We start from the raw sequence: 18,837 nt of genomic DNA, 5'->3' as shown, positions 1-18,837 counted from the left end.
TCTGCCTTGCTTTTTCTATATCGTAGCGTGCCAGTAGTGGTGCGCCGGCTTTGCTTAAATTTTGAATCTGATCAGCGGGGTAAACTTCGCCGGTTTTCGAGCATTCCAGGTGAGTGAGGTACATTTAGCGAGATGAGATTAAATTATAATTGAAAAATTATTTTTTGGAATTATTGTGTTTTTGCTTCTGTAAGGGCCTTTACCATGCAGGGGGTTACATCCATAATGCTTACCGCTTCGGAAAAAAAAGAGGTCAGTGGCCCCATCACAATAAGGGGTACCGGATTTCGCGTGTGTGTTTTCCGGCTCAGATCTTCAAGGTTGCCATGATCGCTGCTGATTACCAGGGTATGCTCCCCCAGTTTTTCCACAAGCGGAATAAAAACCTGATCAAGGCGGCTGAGTACATCAAAAGCAAAATCAGCATCACGGGCATGGCCGGCTTTATCGGTCAGGTAATATTCGAGAAATACCATATCCCTCTCAGAAGCCTGCTGCAAAAGTATATCAGCAATATCTGAACCGGTACGCTTTGGAAGGCTGATTCCCAGTTTTTCCCGCCAGTAATCCCCAAAGAGCTCTGCCGTAACAGCCTGATTTGCGAGCACGTCAGCTGTTGTGCGCAGTTTTTCACCGGCAGCCCGAACCATGAAGGTTGAAGAACTCCACCGTTTTGTTTTCTCGACCCGTTCAAAAAAAACGGGCGGGTAAGCATTCATAAAAACGGCTGATTTTTCCGCTTTACCAAGTTTTATGAAAAAACTGTCCGTTTCCAGCAAAGGTCGGATTTGTGAATGGGGATATGGCCCAAAATGCCTGCCAATCACTTTTGAAGCATTCAAACCTGTAAACAAAGCTGTCTGCCCCGTTCCGCTCTGAGGCAGGCCCACGGTTTCCAGATTGGCATCAACCGGCTTAATCAGGTGTAAAGGGCTTGAAAAGGATGTCTCACCTGCGAGTAAAGGTCTCCCGCCTGTAAGGGCTTCCCACCCTTTTAGTTTGCTTGCAAAACGTGAAAACGGGTTATCGCTATGATCAGGAGCCAGACCAATCCCATCGATAAAAATAAAGATAATACTCATTTCACAGGGCTTCAGTACTATATTTAAGAGAGAAATGCATCCGGTTTTTATAAATCATTCACTTTAGATGCACGGTCTATAATAATCGTTACCGGCCCGTCATTCACGAGTTCAACCTGCATCATTGCAGCAAATTCACCGGTTTCAACGGTACCTAAAAATACGGATCGGGTATATGATACAAAGTAATCATACAGTCTTTCTGCCTTATCCGGCGGTGCCGACTCAATAAAACTGGGTCTTGTGCCTTTTCTTACATCGCCATACAGGGTGAATTGAGAGACAATAAGAATGCTTCCTTTTGTGTCGTTAACTGACTTATTCATCTTTCCCTGGTCGTCCTGAAAAATGCGCAGACGCACCATTTTTGATACTGCCCATTCAATTTCAGCCTCTGTATCGGTATGATGAACAGCCGCAAAAACCAATAAACCCGGGCCTATTTTGCCGCTTATTTTTCCATCGATAGTTACTGAAGCCGATGAAACACGCTGTACTACAAGTCGCATAACCTCTTTTTTTATGTGGGTAAGTTTGTGTGTAAGTAAGCTGTTTTTAGTGGAAAAGTGAAATTTTCATTTTTCCAAAAATAGTTATCCTTTTTTCCGAACAAAGAAAAAGATGTTATCCACCGCTTTTCAAAAAGCATGAGACTGTGAAGTGATATACACATTTTTGTCAACACAGTATGTTCAAAAGCCGGCCAAAGGTGTGAATTAGGAAGCTAAACAATTAAAAATAATAGAATCAACTTATCCACAATGTTATTAACATATCCACAATCCAATTGTGCTTTACCTTGATATCTTCTTTTTCCACATATCCACCTAACCTACGAGAACTACAAATTATTTATTCTTAAAAGTATATTAGTAGAAATACCCTGTGGAAAGCTTTTTGAAATCAGCCTTATTTTGGGCTTACGCTTTTGCAGATTCAGCTGTACCTTTTGAGAAACCAAAACAGAAAAATCATCTCACATGAAAAAAACCATCAGCTATAAAGACAGCGGCGTAGATGTTCAGGCAGGAGAAGCACTCGTTGAATCCATCAAATCTGTTGTTCGGGAAACTCACGGAGTAGAAGTTCTCAGCAATATTGGCGGTTTTGGAGGCTTGTTCAAACCTGATTTCAGCCGCTTCAAAAATCCGGTACTTGTAAGCAGTGTTGACGGGGTAGGTACGAAACTCATTATCGCTTTTAAAATGAAGCGTTACAATACCGTAGGCCAGGATTTGGTTAATCATTGTGTGAATGATATTGCCGTTTGCGGAGCTGAGCCCATGTTTTTTTTAGATTACTTTTCAACAGGTAAACTAAATACCGAAACCGGTTTTGAGGTAATTAGCGGATTTGCAGCTGCCTGTCGTGAAAACGGATGTGCACTTATCGGTGGTGAAACAGCTGAAATGCCGGATATTTATAAAGATGAAGAGTTTGACCTTGCAGGTACAATTGTCGGTATTGTAGATGAAGAAGCCATTATCACCGGCAGTAAAATTAAAAAAGGGGATGTGCTCATAGGCCTTAATAGCAACGGACTTCACACCAACGGTTACTCACTTGCAAGAAAAGCATTGCTCAGCACTTATAAAGTTGAAGATACACCTGAAGGATTTTCGCACTGCCTGGGCGATGAGCTGCTTCGGATTCACAAATCCTATCTTCCTGTAATCAGAATGCTTAAAGTTATGGAAGGTGTAAATGGTTTTTCTCACATAACAGGCGGCGGTATCATTGGAAATACAAAACGAATTATTCCAAAAGGACTGCAGGCAAAAATAAACTGGAACAGCTGGGAGCGTCCGGCCATTTTTAACCTGATCCAAAAAGTCGGTAATGTAGATGAATCAGCAATGCGGGAAGCTTTTAATCTCGGAATCGGCCTTGTTGCTGCTGTTTCACATAATGCAGCTGATTCCGTACTTTCAGAGTTACGGAAAGCCGGCGAGCATGCTGCTGTAATCGGAATGGTAACAGCATCTGAATAAAGGCTTTTGACCAAGAATCTTTTTTTATTCGACTGACCTAAAAATTTGAATTATGCCTGAAGTACATCTATTGGAAATTGCACACGGAAGAAGCGGAGATAAAGGAAACGGAAGTAATGTTGGCATCATCGCCCGGCACGAAGATGTTTATCCTTTTTTGAAAGAGCAACTCACCCCTGAAAAAATTAAAGAGCATATGAAGCATGTATGCAAAGGAAAAGTTGAACGCTTTGAAATGCCGAATATCGGAGCGCTCAATTTTATACTGTATGAAAGCCTTGGCGGAGGAGGTACGGTTTCACTTAAGTTGGATGCACAAGGAAAAACACATGCCGCACAGGTACTTCGCATGAAACTTGATGTGCCCCAGGAACTGCTGGACAAAGTGAAAGCATCAAATTAAAAATATCAGATATGATGCGGTTACATTAATAGAAGCAGGAAGTTTAACCGCATCATACTTAATAAATTGGTGGCGTTAAAATTTTATCCACCTAACCTGCCAGGGCTCAAGCTGAACTTTTGTTGATCTTACAGCTTCACCTGAAATAAGGTCAATGCCATTGGTGATATCGTAATCATCGGGTACATTCCAGCTTATTTCTTTTTCGGTTACATTTCCGAGCACGATTATCTGTTCACTGTTTTGGGGTGCGTTCCTCCACATAACAAACAGCTCTGGTGGTGAATCAAGTACCTTTTTTCCTCCCTGAGGGTCAAAAGCGGCTTCCTGAATCCTGATTCTGAGCAGCTTTTTCCATGAGTTAAACACAGATACATGATGATTTTCGGGGTCCTGGAGGCGTTCATTGAGATCATTCAGCTGCCACTTCCGACGGTTAATCGACCGTGCCATACCCGTTTTAGCTACATTTTCATAGTCGTTTTGTGTTCCGAATAAACTGTGAATATAAATCGCAGGCACCCCTCTGAAACTTAGCATCAGCATTTGAGAACACATAAACTTTCTCACCTGAACAGAAATATCATTAGTTTTTATATCCTTAAAAGCATCAAAATAGGTGATATTAAGCTCATAGGGTGATTTTGTACCGTCACCATTTTCTTTATAGGAAACATAGCCACCACGCTTAATAGCCGCATTTATAATTTTATTAAACTCTTCATCGGGTACAAGGCCTTCAAGAGGGCGTACCCCGATTCCATCGTGTGAAGCTGCAAAGTTAAAATAAGTACATCCTTCCGGAGGCGTGCTCAGATTTTTGGACCACTCAGAGAGATAAGCTGCATTTTGCGTGATGATAGCATGATATAAAAGGGGTGGTAATGAAAAATTATAGACCATGTGGGCCTCATCACCATCGCCAAAATAGCTTACATTTTCTTTATGAGGCACATTGGTTTCAGTAATCAGGATTGTATCCGGAGCCAGAATATCTACAATACTTCGTATCAGTTTAACGACTTCATGGGTTTCAGGCAAGTGAATGCAGCTTGTGCCTATTTTCTTCCATAAAAACGCGACAGCATCAAGCCGGATAACACGAACTCCTTTTTCCAGATAAAAGAGCAGAATATCGAGAAATTCAAAAAGTACATCCGGGTTTCCGAAATTTACATCTACCTGATCAGCACTGAAGGTAGTCCATATATGATGGATGCCCATTTTAGTGGCAACAGGTGTAAACAGCGGAGTACTTCGCGGCCTTGTTACCATCCTGACATTTTCACTGGGATTAACAACATGAAAAAATCCGGATCCAAGGCCTTCACCCAACAAAAATTCGCGAAAATATTCACTTTGGCTTGAAACATGATTAATTACCAGATCAGCCATAATCCGGTAATCTTTCGAAAGAGCAGTTACATGGTTCCAGTTACCAAGATCGTCGCGGATCTTTCTGTAATCAATCACAGAGAAACCATCATCTGAGGAATATGGAAAAAAAGGAAGGATGTGAAGGTTCTTGATGAGGTCTGAAAAATGCTCATTCATAAAAGCATGAAGTACTTCAAGCGGATACTGATGGTCATTTTTTATTGAATCTCCATAAGCAATCACAAAAAGATCTTTATGGGAATAGTATTTTTTCCGAAGAGAACCATTGGATGACTGAAGCCCTGCATAAGATTCCATAAGCCGAAGCAGCTTTTCTGTGAGCTGCTTTGTGTCTGAATCCGGATAAATAAATGAAAGGTGCTTATTAAGAATTTGCCGCTGATCTTCTGTGAGAATCATATTTATTAAATGTGGGCTTTTAATAGGTCGTATTTAGCATTTTATGCTTCAGCATAGCCGGGCCGAAAAAATTTCAGGTTTTACTCAGTTTGCATTGGTTTCACTTGAAAACCCGGACGAGAAATTTTCCCAAATAACAAAACAACAAGGAATCACCCAAGTGAATTGTATTTGTGAAAGAATGCTTTAATTAAAAGGAATTTAGCGGGATTGTCAAGAATTGGATTATTTTCAACACAGTAGCCGTCTGTTGTCTGAAAACAACGAAGGCTGCCTTCCGGCAGCCTTCATTTTAAGTTTGCACCTTATTATGCACCTATAATTGTTGTAATTCTACAAGTAATATAAGGGATACAGCCTAATATTAAAATAAATTAATATTAGGCTGTATTGAGATATTTAGTTGAATATAAACAGTTACTTACTAATTACATTGCGAGCATCGGCTCTGATTAATATAGTTAAGAATTTCTAATAAATAGGCGTGAAATCGGTTTCATAATCAGTATCTTGGTGCAAAAAATATTCGGGCGGCATGTCCATCCGGAATTTAAATTGATTAAAAGTGATTGATTAGAGCAGTCTATGCTGTCACAAACATGCCTTGCGGGTTTTCCAATCAAACAGCTTTATTTATCCAATCAATATGAGTACAAAGATAGAAGAAGAGGTCTTTCTGCATACATTCAGAAATGAATATCACAAAGGCATAGTCAATCTGGTATATACTTATGGTTTTGTACAATCAAGACTTCAGCAGTTATTCTCTGAACATGGCCTCACTATGCAACAGTTTAACATTCTCAGAATCCTGAGAGGTTCATACCCTGACTCTTGTTCGAATACGGATATTAAAGAGCGTATGCTCGATAAAAATTCGGATGTAACCCGGATCGTAAACCGCCTTATTAATCAAAATTTGGTTGAACGGCGTATTTGCCCTGACGACAAGCGTAAGGTCGAAATCAGAATCAAAGATGATGGATTGAAACTCCTCTCTGAAATTGATGCAAGAAGTGATGATGAAGATGCGATCCTTGAAAATCTTAACGAGCATGAAATTTATGAACTCAATCGCCTTCTTGATAAAATAAGAGGTATTCAGCGGCCGAAAAGAATCTGAGAACCGTATTTTAACTAACTAAGGTGCTGAAATCAGCACAATGTTCTGCGCCACAAGGCCTTTTTCATTTTTGATGAGGTCAAATTCGAAAATGAGCTCTCTGCTTGGTAAAAAGCTGCTGTCAAAGTCGGATTCAAACTGAGATACGTGCGCAAAAACCGTTTTATATGGGGATTCAGCTGATCTTGAGTCGGTAATCCAAAGAAATTCATCAATTTTATTGAGGTAGCGCAAAAAACCGTATCCATCGCTGTGGCTGAAGTCGTAGCACACGCCCCTCACACGAGAGCCAACCGTACCCCACTCATAGGGTGTTTTGATGGGAAGCAAACCCGGTATGGTATAGCCTGATACAAACATATCGGCCATTTTTTTAAGACGGGAAGGGACATCATCAAACCCAATCAGCTCAACCCGCTTCCCCATATTCTGCAGAATATTTATAACATAAACATAGCTTTCCTGATTGGTGAGCAGAATAATGCGGTCCATTTGCGGGGCCTGTGAAAGGATGTCGCAGGCCATTTCCATTTCGAGAATGGATTTATCCATCCCGTCGGTACTCAGGTTTTCATTTTGTTCAAGATCCCGCTGCACGACTTTATATTCAAAGTCACGGAGCACTTCACTGAAGCGGTTCGTTTTTTGTTTATAACTACTGTCTTCTGCAGCTCTTTTGCTGTCAAGGCCGAGATAGACATTCATGCGGGTTGCCATGCATCCGTCGCGGGTTGCAAATTTTCTTAGGATGTCGTAGCGGAGTCCAAAACCGCCGTTCATGGTTACATCAATTGCATCGATATAAATACCAACCTTATTGCTTCTTTTCATAATGAAGTTTTATCCCAATAACAGGTGAAATAATAATTTTAATAATATCAGTTACTTACAGGCCTTGAATAGTTTGAATAGAGAAAAATAATTGAGAATCAGCCTGTCACTTCTGATGCGCATTATAATGTTTAAATACTGCTTTCAGGCTCTGCCTGAGCGGAAACGCAGGGAGGTACCAAACAGTACAGCCAATCCGAGGGTAAACAGCAAAATCTTCCAAAACAACTCTTTAATACCTATCTCCGGCTGATTACCTGCAAGAACTACAAGCGCAACAGTTGATAACATTAGAAATATAACACTCTTAAGCGGATATTTCACAGGGTAGTATTTTTGAGCATACCAGTAGGCAAGTATGCTCATGAAGGCATAACAAAGCAGGGTTGCAAGCGCAGAACCCAGCATACCAAAAACCGGCACCAGCAGAATATTTCCGGTAAGGGTAATTACCGCGCCATAGATCGTAATCATCGGAAATTTAATGGTCTGATCTTTGATGAAGATGCCCGCAGAGAAGTTGATGAACCAGCCCTGAAACCAGTACGCAAGCAGCAGCCAGGGCACAATTTCAAGGCCTGACCAGTATCTGCTGTCGATGAGGGTGCCGCCGAGCAGCGGCACTTCGAGGGCAACAATTTCCTGTGCAAATATGCCGACGGTCAGATAAATGGCTGCGCATGCCAGGTTAAAATAAAAGAAGACCGCCCCGAACAGCTCCGACGAATCTTTCGCTTCGGCATAGCGCATGAAAAATGGCTGCCAGGCCAGCCGGAACATCTGCACGCCGAGCAGCATAAATACCGCAATTTTATAGCAGGCATTATAAATCCCCGTTATTTCATCAGCGGTGTAGGGGTGTCCGTAGATGGCCTCAATCACCGACTCATCCATGCGGACAAGGAAAAAGCGGTCGATTACTTCATTGATGGCAAAGCCGATTCCGTTGGGCACGTAAGGCAGGCCGAAAATAAGGGCCGTTTTCAGCACGGCCAGCTCAGGTGTGCCGGAGTACATGCTGCGGCAGGCGATCATCAGCAGCAGTACGGCTGCCACTGAAGCAAGAATGTTGCTGAAGAAAATGGCTTCAATCCCCCAGCCCTGAACAATTACGAGGTAAAGGTTAAGCCCTACATTAATGATTACATTCAGCAGCTTGATTACCGCATACACCCACGACTGCCGCACAATGCGCAGATGGGCGTAGGGCACAATCGTGAGTGAATCCAGCCACAGGATGATGAGCATCATCGTGAAGAGCCGGGCGCCGCCTTCGAAATCAAGGCTCATGAGCGGCATCAGCACGGGTTTCCCTAAATAGTAAAGCAACACCCCCAGCAGGGTCGCAACCGTAAGCAGACTCAGCTGAAGGGTTACAAAAACGGTTTTGTCATTTCGCTCGCTGCCTTTGGCGTAGCGGATGTAGGCCGATTCCATGCCGAAAGTGTACAGCACATACAGAAACATGATGGCGGCATACACCAGCCCGACCACGCCATATTCGGCCGGATTAAAATACAGCGTATAAAACGGAACGAGCAGGTAGTTGATAAACCGCGCAACTACGCTGCTTAATCCGTACACAACGCTGTCAGAAAACAGCTCTTTGATGCGGTTTACCGCCAAAATGAGGCTCCGGCTAAGTTAGTTTTCGGCAAGCTTCAGGGCTGCATCAACGGCAAGCTCGTAACTCATGAATCCGAATCCGGCAATGATGCCTTTGGCTGAACCACCCGTAAGGCTCGTGTGCCGGAATGCTTCCCGCGCATGGATATTGGAGAGATGCACTTCGATATAAGGCACCTTCAGCATGGAAAGGGCATCGCGTATGGCAACGGAGGTATGTGTGAAGCCGCCAAAGTTGGCCAGCAGCACATCACAGCGCAGCTCACTTTTTACGATCCGGTGAATATAGCTGATCAGCTCGCCCTCGTGATTGCTCTGATAAAAGGTGAAGCTGATTTCCGGATTCCGGCGCTGCAGCTGCTGTTCGAGATCCGCGAGTGTACCGGTGCCGTAATGCGCGGCTTCCCGGCTGCCAAGCATGTTCAGATTCGGACCGTTTATCACCGTGATGTTCATAAAAGTCCGCCCCGGATTGATGCAGCAATGGCTTCCATTTCTTCTTTGCTGAATTTTGGCCGGTTGCTGAAATTGAAGGATTTTTTACCGGCATAAATGGGAATCAGGTGCACATGTGCGTGCGGCACTTCAAGGCCTTCCACAATTACGCCCGTGCGTACTGTGCCGAGCGAGCGGTCGATGCCGTGCGCGATCTCTTTGGCAAAGCACATCAGGCTTTTCAGGCGCTCGTCTTCAAGATCAAAGAGGTAATCAATTTCTTCTTTCGGAACAACCAGCGTGTGACCTTTCGACATGGGGTTGATGTCCAGAAAAGCAAAGTGATGTGCATCCTCTGCAATTTTGTAGCAGGGTAATTCTCCGTTGATGATGCGTGTGAAAATACTCGCCATAATGCTTTTGATTGAATTCTGATCTTTGTTGGTTAAGTTGAAAGGTAAGGTAAAGCAGCAAAGCACAAAAACCTGCTTCATTACTATTCACGAATTCCTTTTTGTAAGCGCCCGATGAAATCCAAAACACTTTTGATATGCGGCGGCGGCCATGCTTCGCTTCCGGCGCTTAAGATGGGCAGCCTTTGGAAGGAAGCGGGGCTTGAGGTCGTGCTGCTGAGTACGCACCGGTACCTGTACTACTCGGGCGCTGTACCGCAGTTTTTAGGCGGATTTTACGGGATGGATGATGCCCGGATTGATCTCAAAGTGCTGTGTCAAAATTATGGCACTACATTTACAGAAGGCACGGTCACTGAAATTGACGAAACGAAACAGACGGTCGTCCTTTCAGATGGTCAGGAATTTGCCTGGGATTTCCTCTTTATCAATACCGGGGTTGTGAGCCGTCCGCTTTCTTTTGTGCACCCGCGCCTGTTTCCGGTAAAACCCATGACAGAGCTTATTAAGCTGAAACCGCTGCTTGAAAACGGGAAAGCCCGCAAAATTGCCGTTTTGGGAGGCGGTGCAGCGGGCTGCGAAATTGCCCTCAACCTCACCGCTCCCGATTCACCGTTTCAGATACAGCTCACGCTGTTGGAAGCAGGTGACCAAATTCTGTCATCCTTTCCCAAAAAACTTTCGCGTATGGTGACGGAAACCTTAACCCGCAGAGGCGTCGAAATCAGGCTTAGTGAACCTTTTTCGGAGGAAGAGCTTCCGGATATGATGACACAATTTGACGCCGTAATTCACGCTGCTGGCAACATCCCCGCCACGAAAAGTATCCGGCACATACTTCCCGCTGATGCCGCCGGCCGCATCCGGGTTACGGATTCCCTGCAGTGTGTGGGTCATCCGAAAATTTTCGCCGCGGGTGATGCGGCCTGTCCCGGTGCTGACGGCTATCCCCCGATCGGGGTTCATGCGGTGAAACAGGGCGTTACTTTTCGCGGGGTGATGGAGGGGCTTCTTCATGGTAAAAAGCTTCCTTCCTACAAATCATACCCGCTTACGCCGCTCATTCTTTCAGACGGGCATTCCGGCGGATTTTTCATTGCCGGTAAAATGGCGGCCTCCGGGCGGTGGGCCATCATCCTGAAATACATGCTCGACATGAACTGGCTCGAAAAATATACGCGCCCGCCGGCAGAGCGCCGCTCCTGGCTGAAGCTGTTCCTTGATGCCAGCGCCCGATAAAAAAGAAGCCGGATTCCAGCTGATCTGAAATCCGGCCCCGGGATTTTTACCCAACAACTAACGTGCTACTTCGCCTGCGTGAGCTCATAGATGAGCTGATAGTACTCCATCGGCAGGCTTACTGAAGGCTGACCGTTTTGTTCGATACGCATTTTGAGGTACTCGATCAGCGGATCGCTGAGCACTGTTTCCTCACGGATAAACGCGGCGCGAATCGGAGAGGGGATGGGCAGCGCTGAGAACAAATCGAAGGCCTGCGGAACCGGCCGCTCAAACAGTTCGAAGGGGTCATTAGGGGAGAGTCCTGCCTTTTCTCTGGCAAGATCAATAGCAAACTGCAGGCCTCCGATTTCGTCTGCAAGACCGTTGGCGACGGCCTGTTCGCCGGTCCATACCCGGCCCTCGGCTACGGCTTTCACCTCGTCGAAGGTCATGTCACGACCGTCTGCCACTTTTTCGATGAAGTCATCATACAGGCTCAGCATGCTTCTGATCAGGCGTTCGCGCTCCTGTTCGGTGATGTTGCGGCCCGGCAATCCGAGACCGATGAGCGGCAGTTCCGGGCCTGCCATCAGGTCGGCCGATTCCCCGCGCGAAACCGTGCGGTAGTTCAGGCGCAGGCGCTCGGTTAGGCCCGCATCATAAATCCAGCCGGAGATGACCCCGATGGAACCGGTGATGGTATTGGGTGCCACAACAATGGCATCGGAGTACATCGAAATCCAGTATCCGCCGGATGCAGCAACATTACCCATCGAAACAACGACCGGCTTTTTCTCCTGAGTTTTGAGCAGCTCCTGCGCTACGAGGTCGGAGGCGAGGGCGTCACCACCGGGGGAATCTGCCCGGAGCACGATCGCGCGGATGTTGCTGTTTTCGCGAGCCGCCCGGATGTCGCGTGCCAGCCGCCGGGCCTGAATGCCGCCTTCGGTTTGTGTACCGCCTATGGCGTAAATGACGGCAATCTGCGGGCGCGGCCCCCAGAAGTCGTCACGCGGCAGGGTGTTGGCGAGCAGCTGAGAAGACCCGATGCGCTGCATGCGCCCGTCTTCGAGTTTGCGGATGATGTCGTTCAGTTCGGTATTCCGGGCCAGGGTATCCACGATACCGGCTTCGAGCAGGTCGCGCGGCAGCAGGCCGAGGGCGCCGTCAATCAGTGCATCAAAATCGTTGTTGCTGATGCTGCGGCCGCGGGTTACGTCAGCCCGGGTGACCTCATAAAATCCGTTGATGATATCCATCCGCTGCTCGCGGTCTTCTTCGGAGCCTTCACTGCGGGCGAAGGTTTCAAAAGCGGATTTGTGCGTCATCTCCCGGAATTCATCCACACCAATGCCGTAATGGTCGAGCAGGTCTTTGAGGTAGGTGCTGCTGCTTGCATAGCCGGTAATCATGAGGCCGCCCATGGGATCCATCACCACATAATCCGCAACGGAAGCCAGGTGCAGATGGCTCATGCCGCCCCGCTCAAGATAAACCACGACTTTTTTACCGGCTGACCTGAAATCCTCCAGCGCGGTGCGGATCTCCCAAATCATGGCCGGTGAAATGGCCATCCCGATGGTATTGATGGAGATGCCCGCAACCCGCGGATCATTTTTCGCATTTTGGATGGTTTCGAGGGTACCGGCGAGGGTGTTGCGGTTGTCAAAGAAGCGGTTGTTCTGATACACCATAGGGCCGGCAAGGCTCAGCTGCAGGTAGGCGCTGTTGCTGCGGGTTGTGCCGTCGAAAATATTTCGGTCCATGGCGCCAAAACGGATGCCGTAGCTGTTGAACTGATGGTTGCCGTCGGTATTGAGGTGCGTTTGTGAGCTTACCCCTGTGCGGCCAAAGCTGAGCTGAACCCCGGCTGTGAATCCGATATCGTGCAGGTAACGCCCGGTGAGGCGCACTCCCGGCAGGGCTTCAACCGCTGCGCCGGCGCTCCAGTTGCCTTTGTCGATCGCAACGTTCGGGATGGCGTAATCGGCAAACAGCGCAAGCCGCGGCGAACCAAAGGGACGCAGACCCAGATCGAAAACGAATTCGTAATCGTCGTCATCTACCGAAAAAGAGGCCATGGAGCCCAAGGAAACATAGCGGTTAAACCGGCTGACTGTGCCGAGGGTTACGAAGCGTTTCAGTTCGAAAAAGGTGCTGCTGCCGCCGTGCCAGTTGTAGGAAAGCCCGAAAGCCCCGCGGTCGTCGCCAAAGCCGAGCCCGAAGCTGTAATTCCGGAAAGTCTCGGGGCCCAGCATATCGCCTACCACAGAAAAGCCGAGACCGGGCGTTGCGACAAAAAATCCGGAGCGGTTGTCATCTCCGAAACCATTATGATCGGTGAACTGAAACAGGGCGTCAAATCCGTTTACATAGGCGAGCAGGGCGGGGTTGTCGAAGCCGTACAGGCCAAACTTCATGGCGCCTGGACTTGTCAGCAGGAAGTCATTCCGCTGATGAAAGCCGTATTGGCTGAACTGCGCCTGAGCGGAGCCGGCGCTGAGCAGCCCGATCAGGAGCAGAAGCAGTACATTTTTTTTCATAGATTTTTTTGGATAAACTGATGATTAATGAGGAACTTTGCCTGAAACGTAAATGCAATATAGTTTCAGTTAAGCAGAAACCTGCAAAATAACAGATAATTTGTTTGAAAAGGCGTTTTGCGGGTACTAAGTTTACCCGTGCCTCTTCAACTGTCTTAAAACAAACAATTATCTAAAGTATTTTGAAAAGCTAAAAGCCATGAACTCAAGTCAGAAAAAATCTGTGGGCCTTGTGAAAGCTTTTTTCCGGGGTGAAGTGAAGCGCCTCACCCAAACCCCGTGGCCGGTGCGGTTTTTCTTTTATTGTGATGAAGAAGCCAAAGCCTACCGCCTCAGCAATGCCCTGCAGAAACTTGGTCATAAGATTGTGAGCTGTAAGCCCGTGGAGGATTCTGACCGATGGCTGGTGCTTTCTGAGGAAATGCTCATTTTTGATAACGAAGTTCTGGTTGAGCGGCTGGATCTGTATGAGGTGCTTGCTTTTGAATACGAAGTTGAGTTCGACGGCTGGGAGTCGCTGATGCCGGAGTAATTCAGAGGTGCTTCACGCTTTCGAGTGTAAAATCAGCGTAGTGAAACCGTTCGCCGTTTTCGACCCAGGCCGCCCTGATGCGCACCGGAATCCGGAATCCGCTGAAGTGCTCCCATTTGTGAAATTCACCGACCCACGGCTTCAAGCCCGCATCACCCTGATGGCGCAGGGTTTCGACTTCTTTGATTTCACCATTCGGCAAAAAGCTTACGTCATAATACAAATCATGTCCCTTGTGTGTGAACAGAATCCGGGCACTGAGATCGTCCTTTTCTTCCCAGCGCAGCTTTTCTGAAGGAAGCAGGGCCGTCGGAAACATCACCGCTTCCCCCAGCCAGCGCAGCAGCTCCCCCTGATCAAAAGCTTCTCCCTTCCCGTTTACAATCCGGATAAAGCCGAGCAGGTACACCTTCAGACCGCCTCTGTTATCTTTATAAAAATCAACAGCTTTAAAAAGGCTGGTACGGCCCGTCCACTCAAACTCAGGGGACTGATGATCGCTGATGAAATACTGCCTGCCCTTTATCGGAACCCAGCCGGAGTCCGGTTTTGGCTTAAAAAAGCCGCCGTGCGTCATTTCAGTGCGCCGCACAAACGGACTTCCTTCTGGGATGGCGAGCTTCAGGTACCGCTGTACGGGAGCAGGCAGGCCGTGAAGCATTTCGGCGGAAAAACGTTGGCGTGGTTCAGATTCCATAAATATATCCGGGATTTTGAAAGTGTTTCAGTCAGTTAAACTAACCGCTGAATTTTTTTGGGATGAAATCTCAGACTTCCCAAAATGTAGCACTAATTGCACCTGATTGCTTTATGGCAGCCTTCATTTTTAGGATTGAGCCGGTGTTTTTTAATGTAACAGATGATGGTTTTCATCTTGCACTGCTTTTCCGCTAAATACAGCGTTTTTATGGGAAGGCTCTTTTTAGTATAATCAACAACTTTAAATGCGGGCTAAAGCCCATCCTGCTAACTACTGCTCTGATACTATTCCTATGTTTGAACGCCTTGAAGAACTCACCGGCATTTTTGCATCCTATGCCTGGGGGCCGCCCCTTGTAGCGCTGCTCGTTGGCGGCGGCATTTTCTTCGTGATTATGTCCCGCTTTAAGCCATACCTCTATTTTGGTCACGCGGTCGGGGTACTCACCGGTAAGTACGATGATCCCAAGGCGGAAGGAGATATCAATCATTTTCAGGCGCTGAGCGCGGCGCTTGCAGCAACCGTCGGGATGGGGAACATCGGCGGGGTTGCGGTTGCCATCACCATGGGCGGACCCGGCGCGATTTTCTGGATGTGGGTGAGCGCAGTTGTGGGTATGGCAACCAAGTTTTTCACCTGTACGCTTTCCATCATGTACCGCGGCCGCGACAGTGAAGGCAAACTGCAGGGCGGACCCATGTACGTGATACGCGAGGGCCTTGGCAAAAAATGGATGCCGCTGGCCTATTTCTTCAGTTTTTGCGGACTCCTTGGCTGTCTGCCTATGTTTCAAGCCAATCAGCTCACGCAGATCATCCGGGACAGCGTGCTGGTTCCGATGGCCGTGATTAGTCCGGAGGCGCATTTTACTTCGGATCTCATCACCGGCCTCATCCTCATGGCCATTGTGGGTCTGGTTATTTTTGGCGGCATTAAGCGCATCGGCAATGTTGCGGCAACGCTGGTTCCTTTCATGGTTGTGCTGTATGTGGTGGGGGTTACCTACATCCTCATCACCAATATCGAAGTGGTGCCCTACTACCTCGGCCTGATTGTGAGCGATGCCTTCCGCGGCGACTATGTGAACTCGGAATCCCTGCTGGGCGGGGCTGTTGGCGCGGTAATTATCATCGGCGTACGCCGCGCTGCATTTTCGAATGAAGCCGGTATCGGTACCGAATCAATGGCGCACGGCGCGGCCAAAACCAATGAGCCGGTACGCGAAGGTCTTGTAGCCATGCTCGAGCCCGCTATCGATACCCTGCTTGTATGCACCATGACCGCACTCGCCATCCTGGTGACCGGCGTTTGGGTGAATACCGAGCTCGACGGCGTTACCCTCACCGCTATGGCGTTTTCTACCGGCATTCCGGTGCTGGGCGTACCGGTGCTGATTATCTGCGTTACGGTTTTTGCCCTCACCACCATGTTCACCTATTCCTACTACGGCTCCAAATGCCTCGGATTTCTGGCCGGTGCCGATAAAAAAACCTATTTCAACTATTTCTATGCGTTCAGCATCGTAGCTGGTTCGGTGCTTTCCATTGGCGCTGTGATTAACATTCTCGACAGTGCTTTTGCGATGATGGCCATCCCGACCATGCTTTCTACCATTTTGCTGGCCCCGAAAGTTGTGGCCGCTGCGAAGGATTACTTCGCGAGATACGACCGCGGAGAATTCGGAAATGAGGATTAAAAAAGGCGGAGAGTTTATTAATGATGATTTTCTGAAAAGCATTATCCTGCCCTAACAAGTAAATTAGTCGGGAAGAAATGAGTTTCAGTAGCAGCGGTAACAGCTTTTCCGAAAGCGGCCATTACAGTTCCCGACTCACCCGGCTTGCATTCAGCAAGCTTGGTAATACTGCCTTAATATCTGACCCTTAATCTCAAAGCATGGATTTATTCAAAACAGACCGGGAAAAAACGACCATCCTGATCCGGCTTGTGGTCGCGATTGTTTTCCTGAGTGAGGGTATTCAGAAATTTATCTGGGCTGAGCTTAGGGGCGCAGGACGCTTCGAGCGTATCGGGATTCCCTTCCCGGAGTTTAACGGCTATTTCGTGGGCGGACTCGAAGTCTTTTGCGGCTTACTCATTCTTGCCGGATTTCTGACGAGATTCGCTGCTGTGCCCCTCATTTTCATCATGCTTACGGCTTTGTTCACCACCAAACTCCCGATTTTGCTGGGTACCGGTTTCTGGGGCTTCAGTTTACGTGAGCTGGAACATTACGGTCTGCTCAGCATGCTGCACGAATCCCGTAACGATCTGGCCATGCTTGCCGGCAGCATTTTTCTGTTCATCAAAGGAGGCGGGTACTGGTCGGCCGATTTGATCCGGTTCGGGAGTTACGAAAAACCCGGAAAGCCGTCATCCCCCTAAAAAAATTACAGCATGTCTGAACTAAGCAGGTCCGTGAGAACCCCCGGCGCAGTGCTGATGGGGCTCGGTTCCATAGTAGGCACTGGCCTTTTTGTGAGTATTGCGCTGGCAACACAGGTTGCGGGAAATGCCGTTATTATCGCTGTGTTTATCGCAGCCGTTGTGGCGGCCCTCAACGGACTCAGCAGTGCGCAGCTGGCGGCGGCCTATCCGGTGAGCGGGGGCACCTACGAGTACGGCAACAGGGTGCTGGGCTCGCGTATCGGATTTACGGCGGGATGGATGTTTCTCACAGCCAAATCGGCCTCAGCGGCTACGGCAGCGCTGGGCAGTTCCGGCTACCTGCTCTATACCTTCGGCATTGAGGCCGGTCCGTTTTTGTTTACCGGCATTTCGCTGGGCATTTTGCTGTTGCTTACGGTGCTCGTTTCCGGCGGCATCAGCCGAAGCAATACGGCCAATAAAGTGATTGTCGGTTTTACGCTTTTCGGGCTTGCCGTGCTTGCGGGAGCCGGACTTTGGGTGAACGGCATCCCGACGGAGCCTGTAGCGCTGGCTTTTACCGGGCTGGAGGTCGATTCCCTGCTGTTTGCCTCCGCCCTGATGTTCGTGGCCTACACCGGCTACGGCCGCATCGCAACTCTCGGCGAGGAAGTTGCCGAACCCCGGAAAACCATCCCGAAAGCCATCATTACTGCGATGATCGTGATTGTGGTGCTTTACGGCATTGTCGCCCTCACCGCGCTTCAGGCCATGGGTGCCGAAGCCTTTGGCGCGACCCTCAACGGCGAAGCCGCCCCGCTCATGGTTGTTGCACAGCTTATGGAGCTGCCTCTGGTTGGCCTCATTGTTTCCCTCGCGGCGATCACGGCCATGGCCGGCGTACTCCTGAACCTGATCCTCGGACTCTCGCGGGTGATGCTCAGCATGGCGAGAAGGGGAGACCTGCCGCAAAAAGTAGCCGTGATTAACCCGGCGTCTAAAAGTCCCGTCACAGCGGTCTGGCTAACCGGCCTGATTATCGCCCTGCTGGTGCTCAGCGGCGATATCCGCTTTACGTGGTCGTTCAGCGCGTTTACCGTGCTCATTTATTACAGCATCACCAACCTGAGCGCGTTTCTGCTGCCGGCAGAGCTCCGGCTATACCCGCGCATTATTCCAGCCCTTGGCTTTGTGAGCTGTGTAGGCCTTGCGTTCTGGATTCAGCCTGAAATCATCTTACTTGGTACCGGATTTATTGCCGCCGGACTGCTCTGGCATGAAGCTGTTCTGAGAACGGGCCACAAAAAGGAAATTGCCTGAAAAGGCCGGCCTGACATTTCAATGACACTGCATTAATATGCGTTTTTTCGGATAGTCGGGCAGCACAACGCGGCTTTTATTTGTGCTTTTGTTACTTTGGATGCGTTACAGTATCCAAAACAAATAAAACCAAACATATATGGCACGCGAACTAAGACTTGCAATGGCGATGGGAGGCGGAGTGTCTCTCGGAACTTTCAGCGGAGGCGCACTCACGCAATCGCTCAAGTTATTGTTTATTAATAACTTGGTTAATTGGATAAATGAGGAAGATTCTTACGATCGTATTGTAATTGACGCCTTTAGCGGTGCGAGTGCAGGGGCGCTGTCACTCACCCTTATGCTTCGGGCAATGTGCTTCCCGGAAGAGGGCGTTTTGGAAGAAGGAGCGGAGCTCAACACCCGGTTAAAAGCAAAACTGCATAATGAGTTTGGGGATGGGTTTGAGGAATT

General features: G+C 48.1%; 18 protein-coding genes. 9 read left to right on the top strand and 9 right to left on the bottom strand.

Features of this window, described 5'->3' with window-relative positions; all coding sequences use genetic code 11:
- Positions 1 to 170 precede the first annotated feature (170 nt).
- Complete coding sequence (locus LAT75_RS15650) at positions 171 to 719, bottom strand: hypothetical protein (RefSeq protein WP_363320555.1); 549 nt, start codon at positions 717 to 719, stop codon at positions 171 to 173.
- A 410-nt stretch (positions 720 to 1,129) separates the two neighbouring features.
- A complete protein-coding gene (dtd, locus tag LAT75_RS11100; protein ID WP_291482734.1) occupies positions 1,130 to 1,591 on the bottom strand; it encodes a D-aminoacyl-tRNA deacylase in 462 nt (153 codons plus the stop codon).
- Positions 1,592 to 2,062: 471 nt separating this feature from the next.
- On the opposite strand from dtd, the gene purM reads away from it, so the two are divergent.
- Together purM and LAT75_RS11090 are read left to right on the top strand one after the other, a co-directional pair.
- On the top strand, positions 2,063 to 3,073 hold the full coding sequence (gene purM / locus LAT75_RS11095; protein ID WP_291482733.1) for a phosphoribosylformylglycinamidine cyclo-ligase: 1,011 nt from the start codon (positions 2,063 to 2,065) through the stop codon (positions 3,071 to 3,073).
- A 52-nt stretch (positions 3,074 to 3,125) separates the two neighbouring features.
- Positions 3,126 to 3,476: a hypothetical protein gene (locus LAT75_RS11090; protein WP_291482732.1), complete on the top strand. Its 351-nt coding sequence runs from the start codon at positions 3,126 to 3,128 to the stop codon at positions 3,474 to 3,476.
- Between the two features lie 75 nt (positions 3,477 to 3,551).
- On the opposite strand, the gene LAT75_RS11085 is transcribed toward LAT75_RS11090, so the two are convergent.
- Positions 3,552 to 5,273 carry a sugar phosphorylase gene (locus LAT75_RS11085; RefSeq protein ID WP_291482731.1) on the bottom strand — a complete coding sequence of 574 codons (1,722 nt, stop codon included), beginning with the start codon at positions 5,271 to 5,273 and terminating at the stop codon, positions 3,552 to 3,554.
- A 646-nt stretch (positions 5,274 to 5,919) separates the two neighbouring features.
- Here LAT75_RS11085 and LAT75_RS11080 point away from each other — a divergent pair.
- Complete coding sequence (locus LAT75_RS11080; RefSeq protein ID WP_291482730.1) at positions 5,920 to 6,396, top strand: MarR family transcriptional regulator; 477 nt, start codon at positions 5,920 to 5,922, stop codon at positions 6,394 to 6,396.
- An 18-nt stretch (positions 6,397 to 6,414) separates the two neighbouring features.
- Here LAT75_RS11080 and LAT75_RS11075 read toward each other — a convergent pair whose 3' ends face one another.
- From LAT75_RS11075 to LAT75_RS11060, 4 genes are all read right to left on the bottom strand, one after another.
- Positions 6,415 to 7,227, bottom strand: coding sequence for an NYN domain-containing protein (locus LAT75_RS11075; protein WP_291482729.1), 813 nt, complete (start codon positions 7,225 to 7,227; stop codon positions 6,415 to 6,417).
- 144 nt (positions 7,228 to 7,371) lie between these two features.
- Positions 7,372 to 8,853 (bottom strand): polysaccharide biosynthesis C-terminal domain-containing protein, encoded by a 1,482-nt coding sequence (locus tag LAT75_RS11070; RefSeq protein WP_291482728.1) that lies wholly within the window; start codon positions 8,851 to 8,853, stop codon positions 7,372 to 7,374.
- An 18-nt stretch (positions 8,854 to 8,871) separates the two neighbouring features.
- Positions 8,872 to 9,309 carry a type II 3-dehydroquinate dehydratase gene (locus LAT75_RS11065; protein WP_291482727.1) on the bottom strand — a complete coding sequence of 146 codons (438 nt, stop codon included), beginning with the start codon at positions 9,307 to 9,309 and terminating at the stop codon, positions 8,872 to 8,874.
- A complete protein-coding gene (locus LAT75_RS11060) occupies positions 9,306 to 9,701 on the bottom strand; it encodes an HIT family protein (RefSeq protein ID WP_291482726.1) in 396 nt (131 codons plus the stop codon). The genes LAT75_RS11065 and LAT75_RS11060 overlap by 4 nt, the downstream gene beginning before the upstream one ends.
- 114 nt (positions 9,702 to 9,815) lie before the next feature.
- On the opposite strand from LAT75_RS11060, the gene LAT75_RS11055 reads away from it, so the two are divergent.
- Positions 9,816 to 10,940, top strand: a complete 1,125-nt coding sequence (locus tag LAT75_RS11055; RefSeq protein ID WP_291482725.1) for an FAD-dependent oxidoreductase — start codon at positions 9,816 to 9,818, stop codon at positions 10,938 to 10,940.
- Positions 10,941 to 11,005: 65 nt separating this feature from the next.
- On the opposite strand, the gene LAT75_RS11050 is transcribed toward LAT75_RS11055, so the two are convergent.
- On the bottom strand, positions 11,006 to 13,465 hold the full coding sequence (locus tag LAT75_RS11050) for a S49 family peptidase (protein WP_291482724.1): 2,460 nt from the start codon (positions 13,463 to 13,465) through the stop codon (positions 11,006 to 11,008).
- Positions 13,466 to 13,664: 199 nt separating this feature from the next.
- Here LAT75_RS11050 and LAT75_RS11045 point away from each other — a divergent pair, with 199 nt between their 5' ends.
- Positions 13,665 to 13,997, top strand: coding sequence for a ribonuclease E inhibitor RraB (locus LAT75_RS11045; protein ID WP_291482723.1), 333 nt, complete (start codon positions 13,665 to 13,667; stop codon positions 13,995 to 13,997).
- Position 13,998: 1 nt separating this feature from the next.
- On the opposite strand, the gene LAT75_RS11040 is transcribed toward LAT75_RS11045, so the two are convergent.
- A complete protein-coding gene (locus LAT75_RS11040) occupies positions 13,999 to 14,694 on the bottom strand; it encodes a DUF6544 family protein (RefSeq protein ID WP_291482722.1) in 696 nt (231 codons plus the stop codon).
- 295 nt (positions 14,695 to 14,989) lie between these two features.
- Here LAT75_RS11040 and LAT75_RS11035 point away from each other — a divergent pair, with 295 nt between their 5' ends.
- From LAT75_RS11035 to LAT75_RS11020, 4 genes are all read left to right on the top strand, one after another.
- The gene (locus LAT75_RS11035) at positions 14,990 to 16,393 is read left to right on the top strand and encodes an alanine/glycine:cation symporter family protein (RefSeq protein WP_291482721.1); all 1,404 of its coding nucleotides are present in this window, start codon (positions 14,990 to 14,992) and stop codon (positions 16,391 to 16,393) included.
- Between the two features lie 200 nt (positions 16,394 to 16,593).
- A complete protein-coding gene (locus LAT75_RS11030; RefSeq protein ID WP_291482720.1) occupies positions 16,594 to 17,082 on the top strand; it encodes a DoxX family protein in 489 nt (162 codons plus the stop codon).
- Between the two features lie 12 nt (positions 17,083 to 17,094).
- On the top strand, positions 17,095 to 18,384 hold the full coding sequence (locus LAT75_RS11025) for an APC family permease (protein ID WP_291482719.1): 1,290 nt from the start codon (positions 17,095 to 17,097) through the stop codon (positions 18,382 to 18,384).
- Between the two features lie 139 nt (positions 18,385 to 18,523).
- Positions 18,524 to 18,837: patatin-like phospholipase family protein (locus LAT75_RS11020; RefSeq protein WP_291482718.1), on the top strand; the 314-nt coding region annotated here is incomplete at its 3' end.

Source organism: Cyclonatronum sp., assembly GCF_022565315.1.
Classification (GTDB): Bacteria; Bacteroidota; Rhodothermia; order Balneolales; family Cyclonatronaceae; genus Cyclonatronum.
The sequence above is the reverse complement of the archived record's forward strand: the minus strand, read 5'-3'. Positions and strand labels throughout refer to the sequence as shown.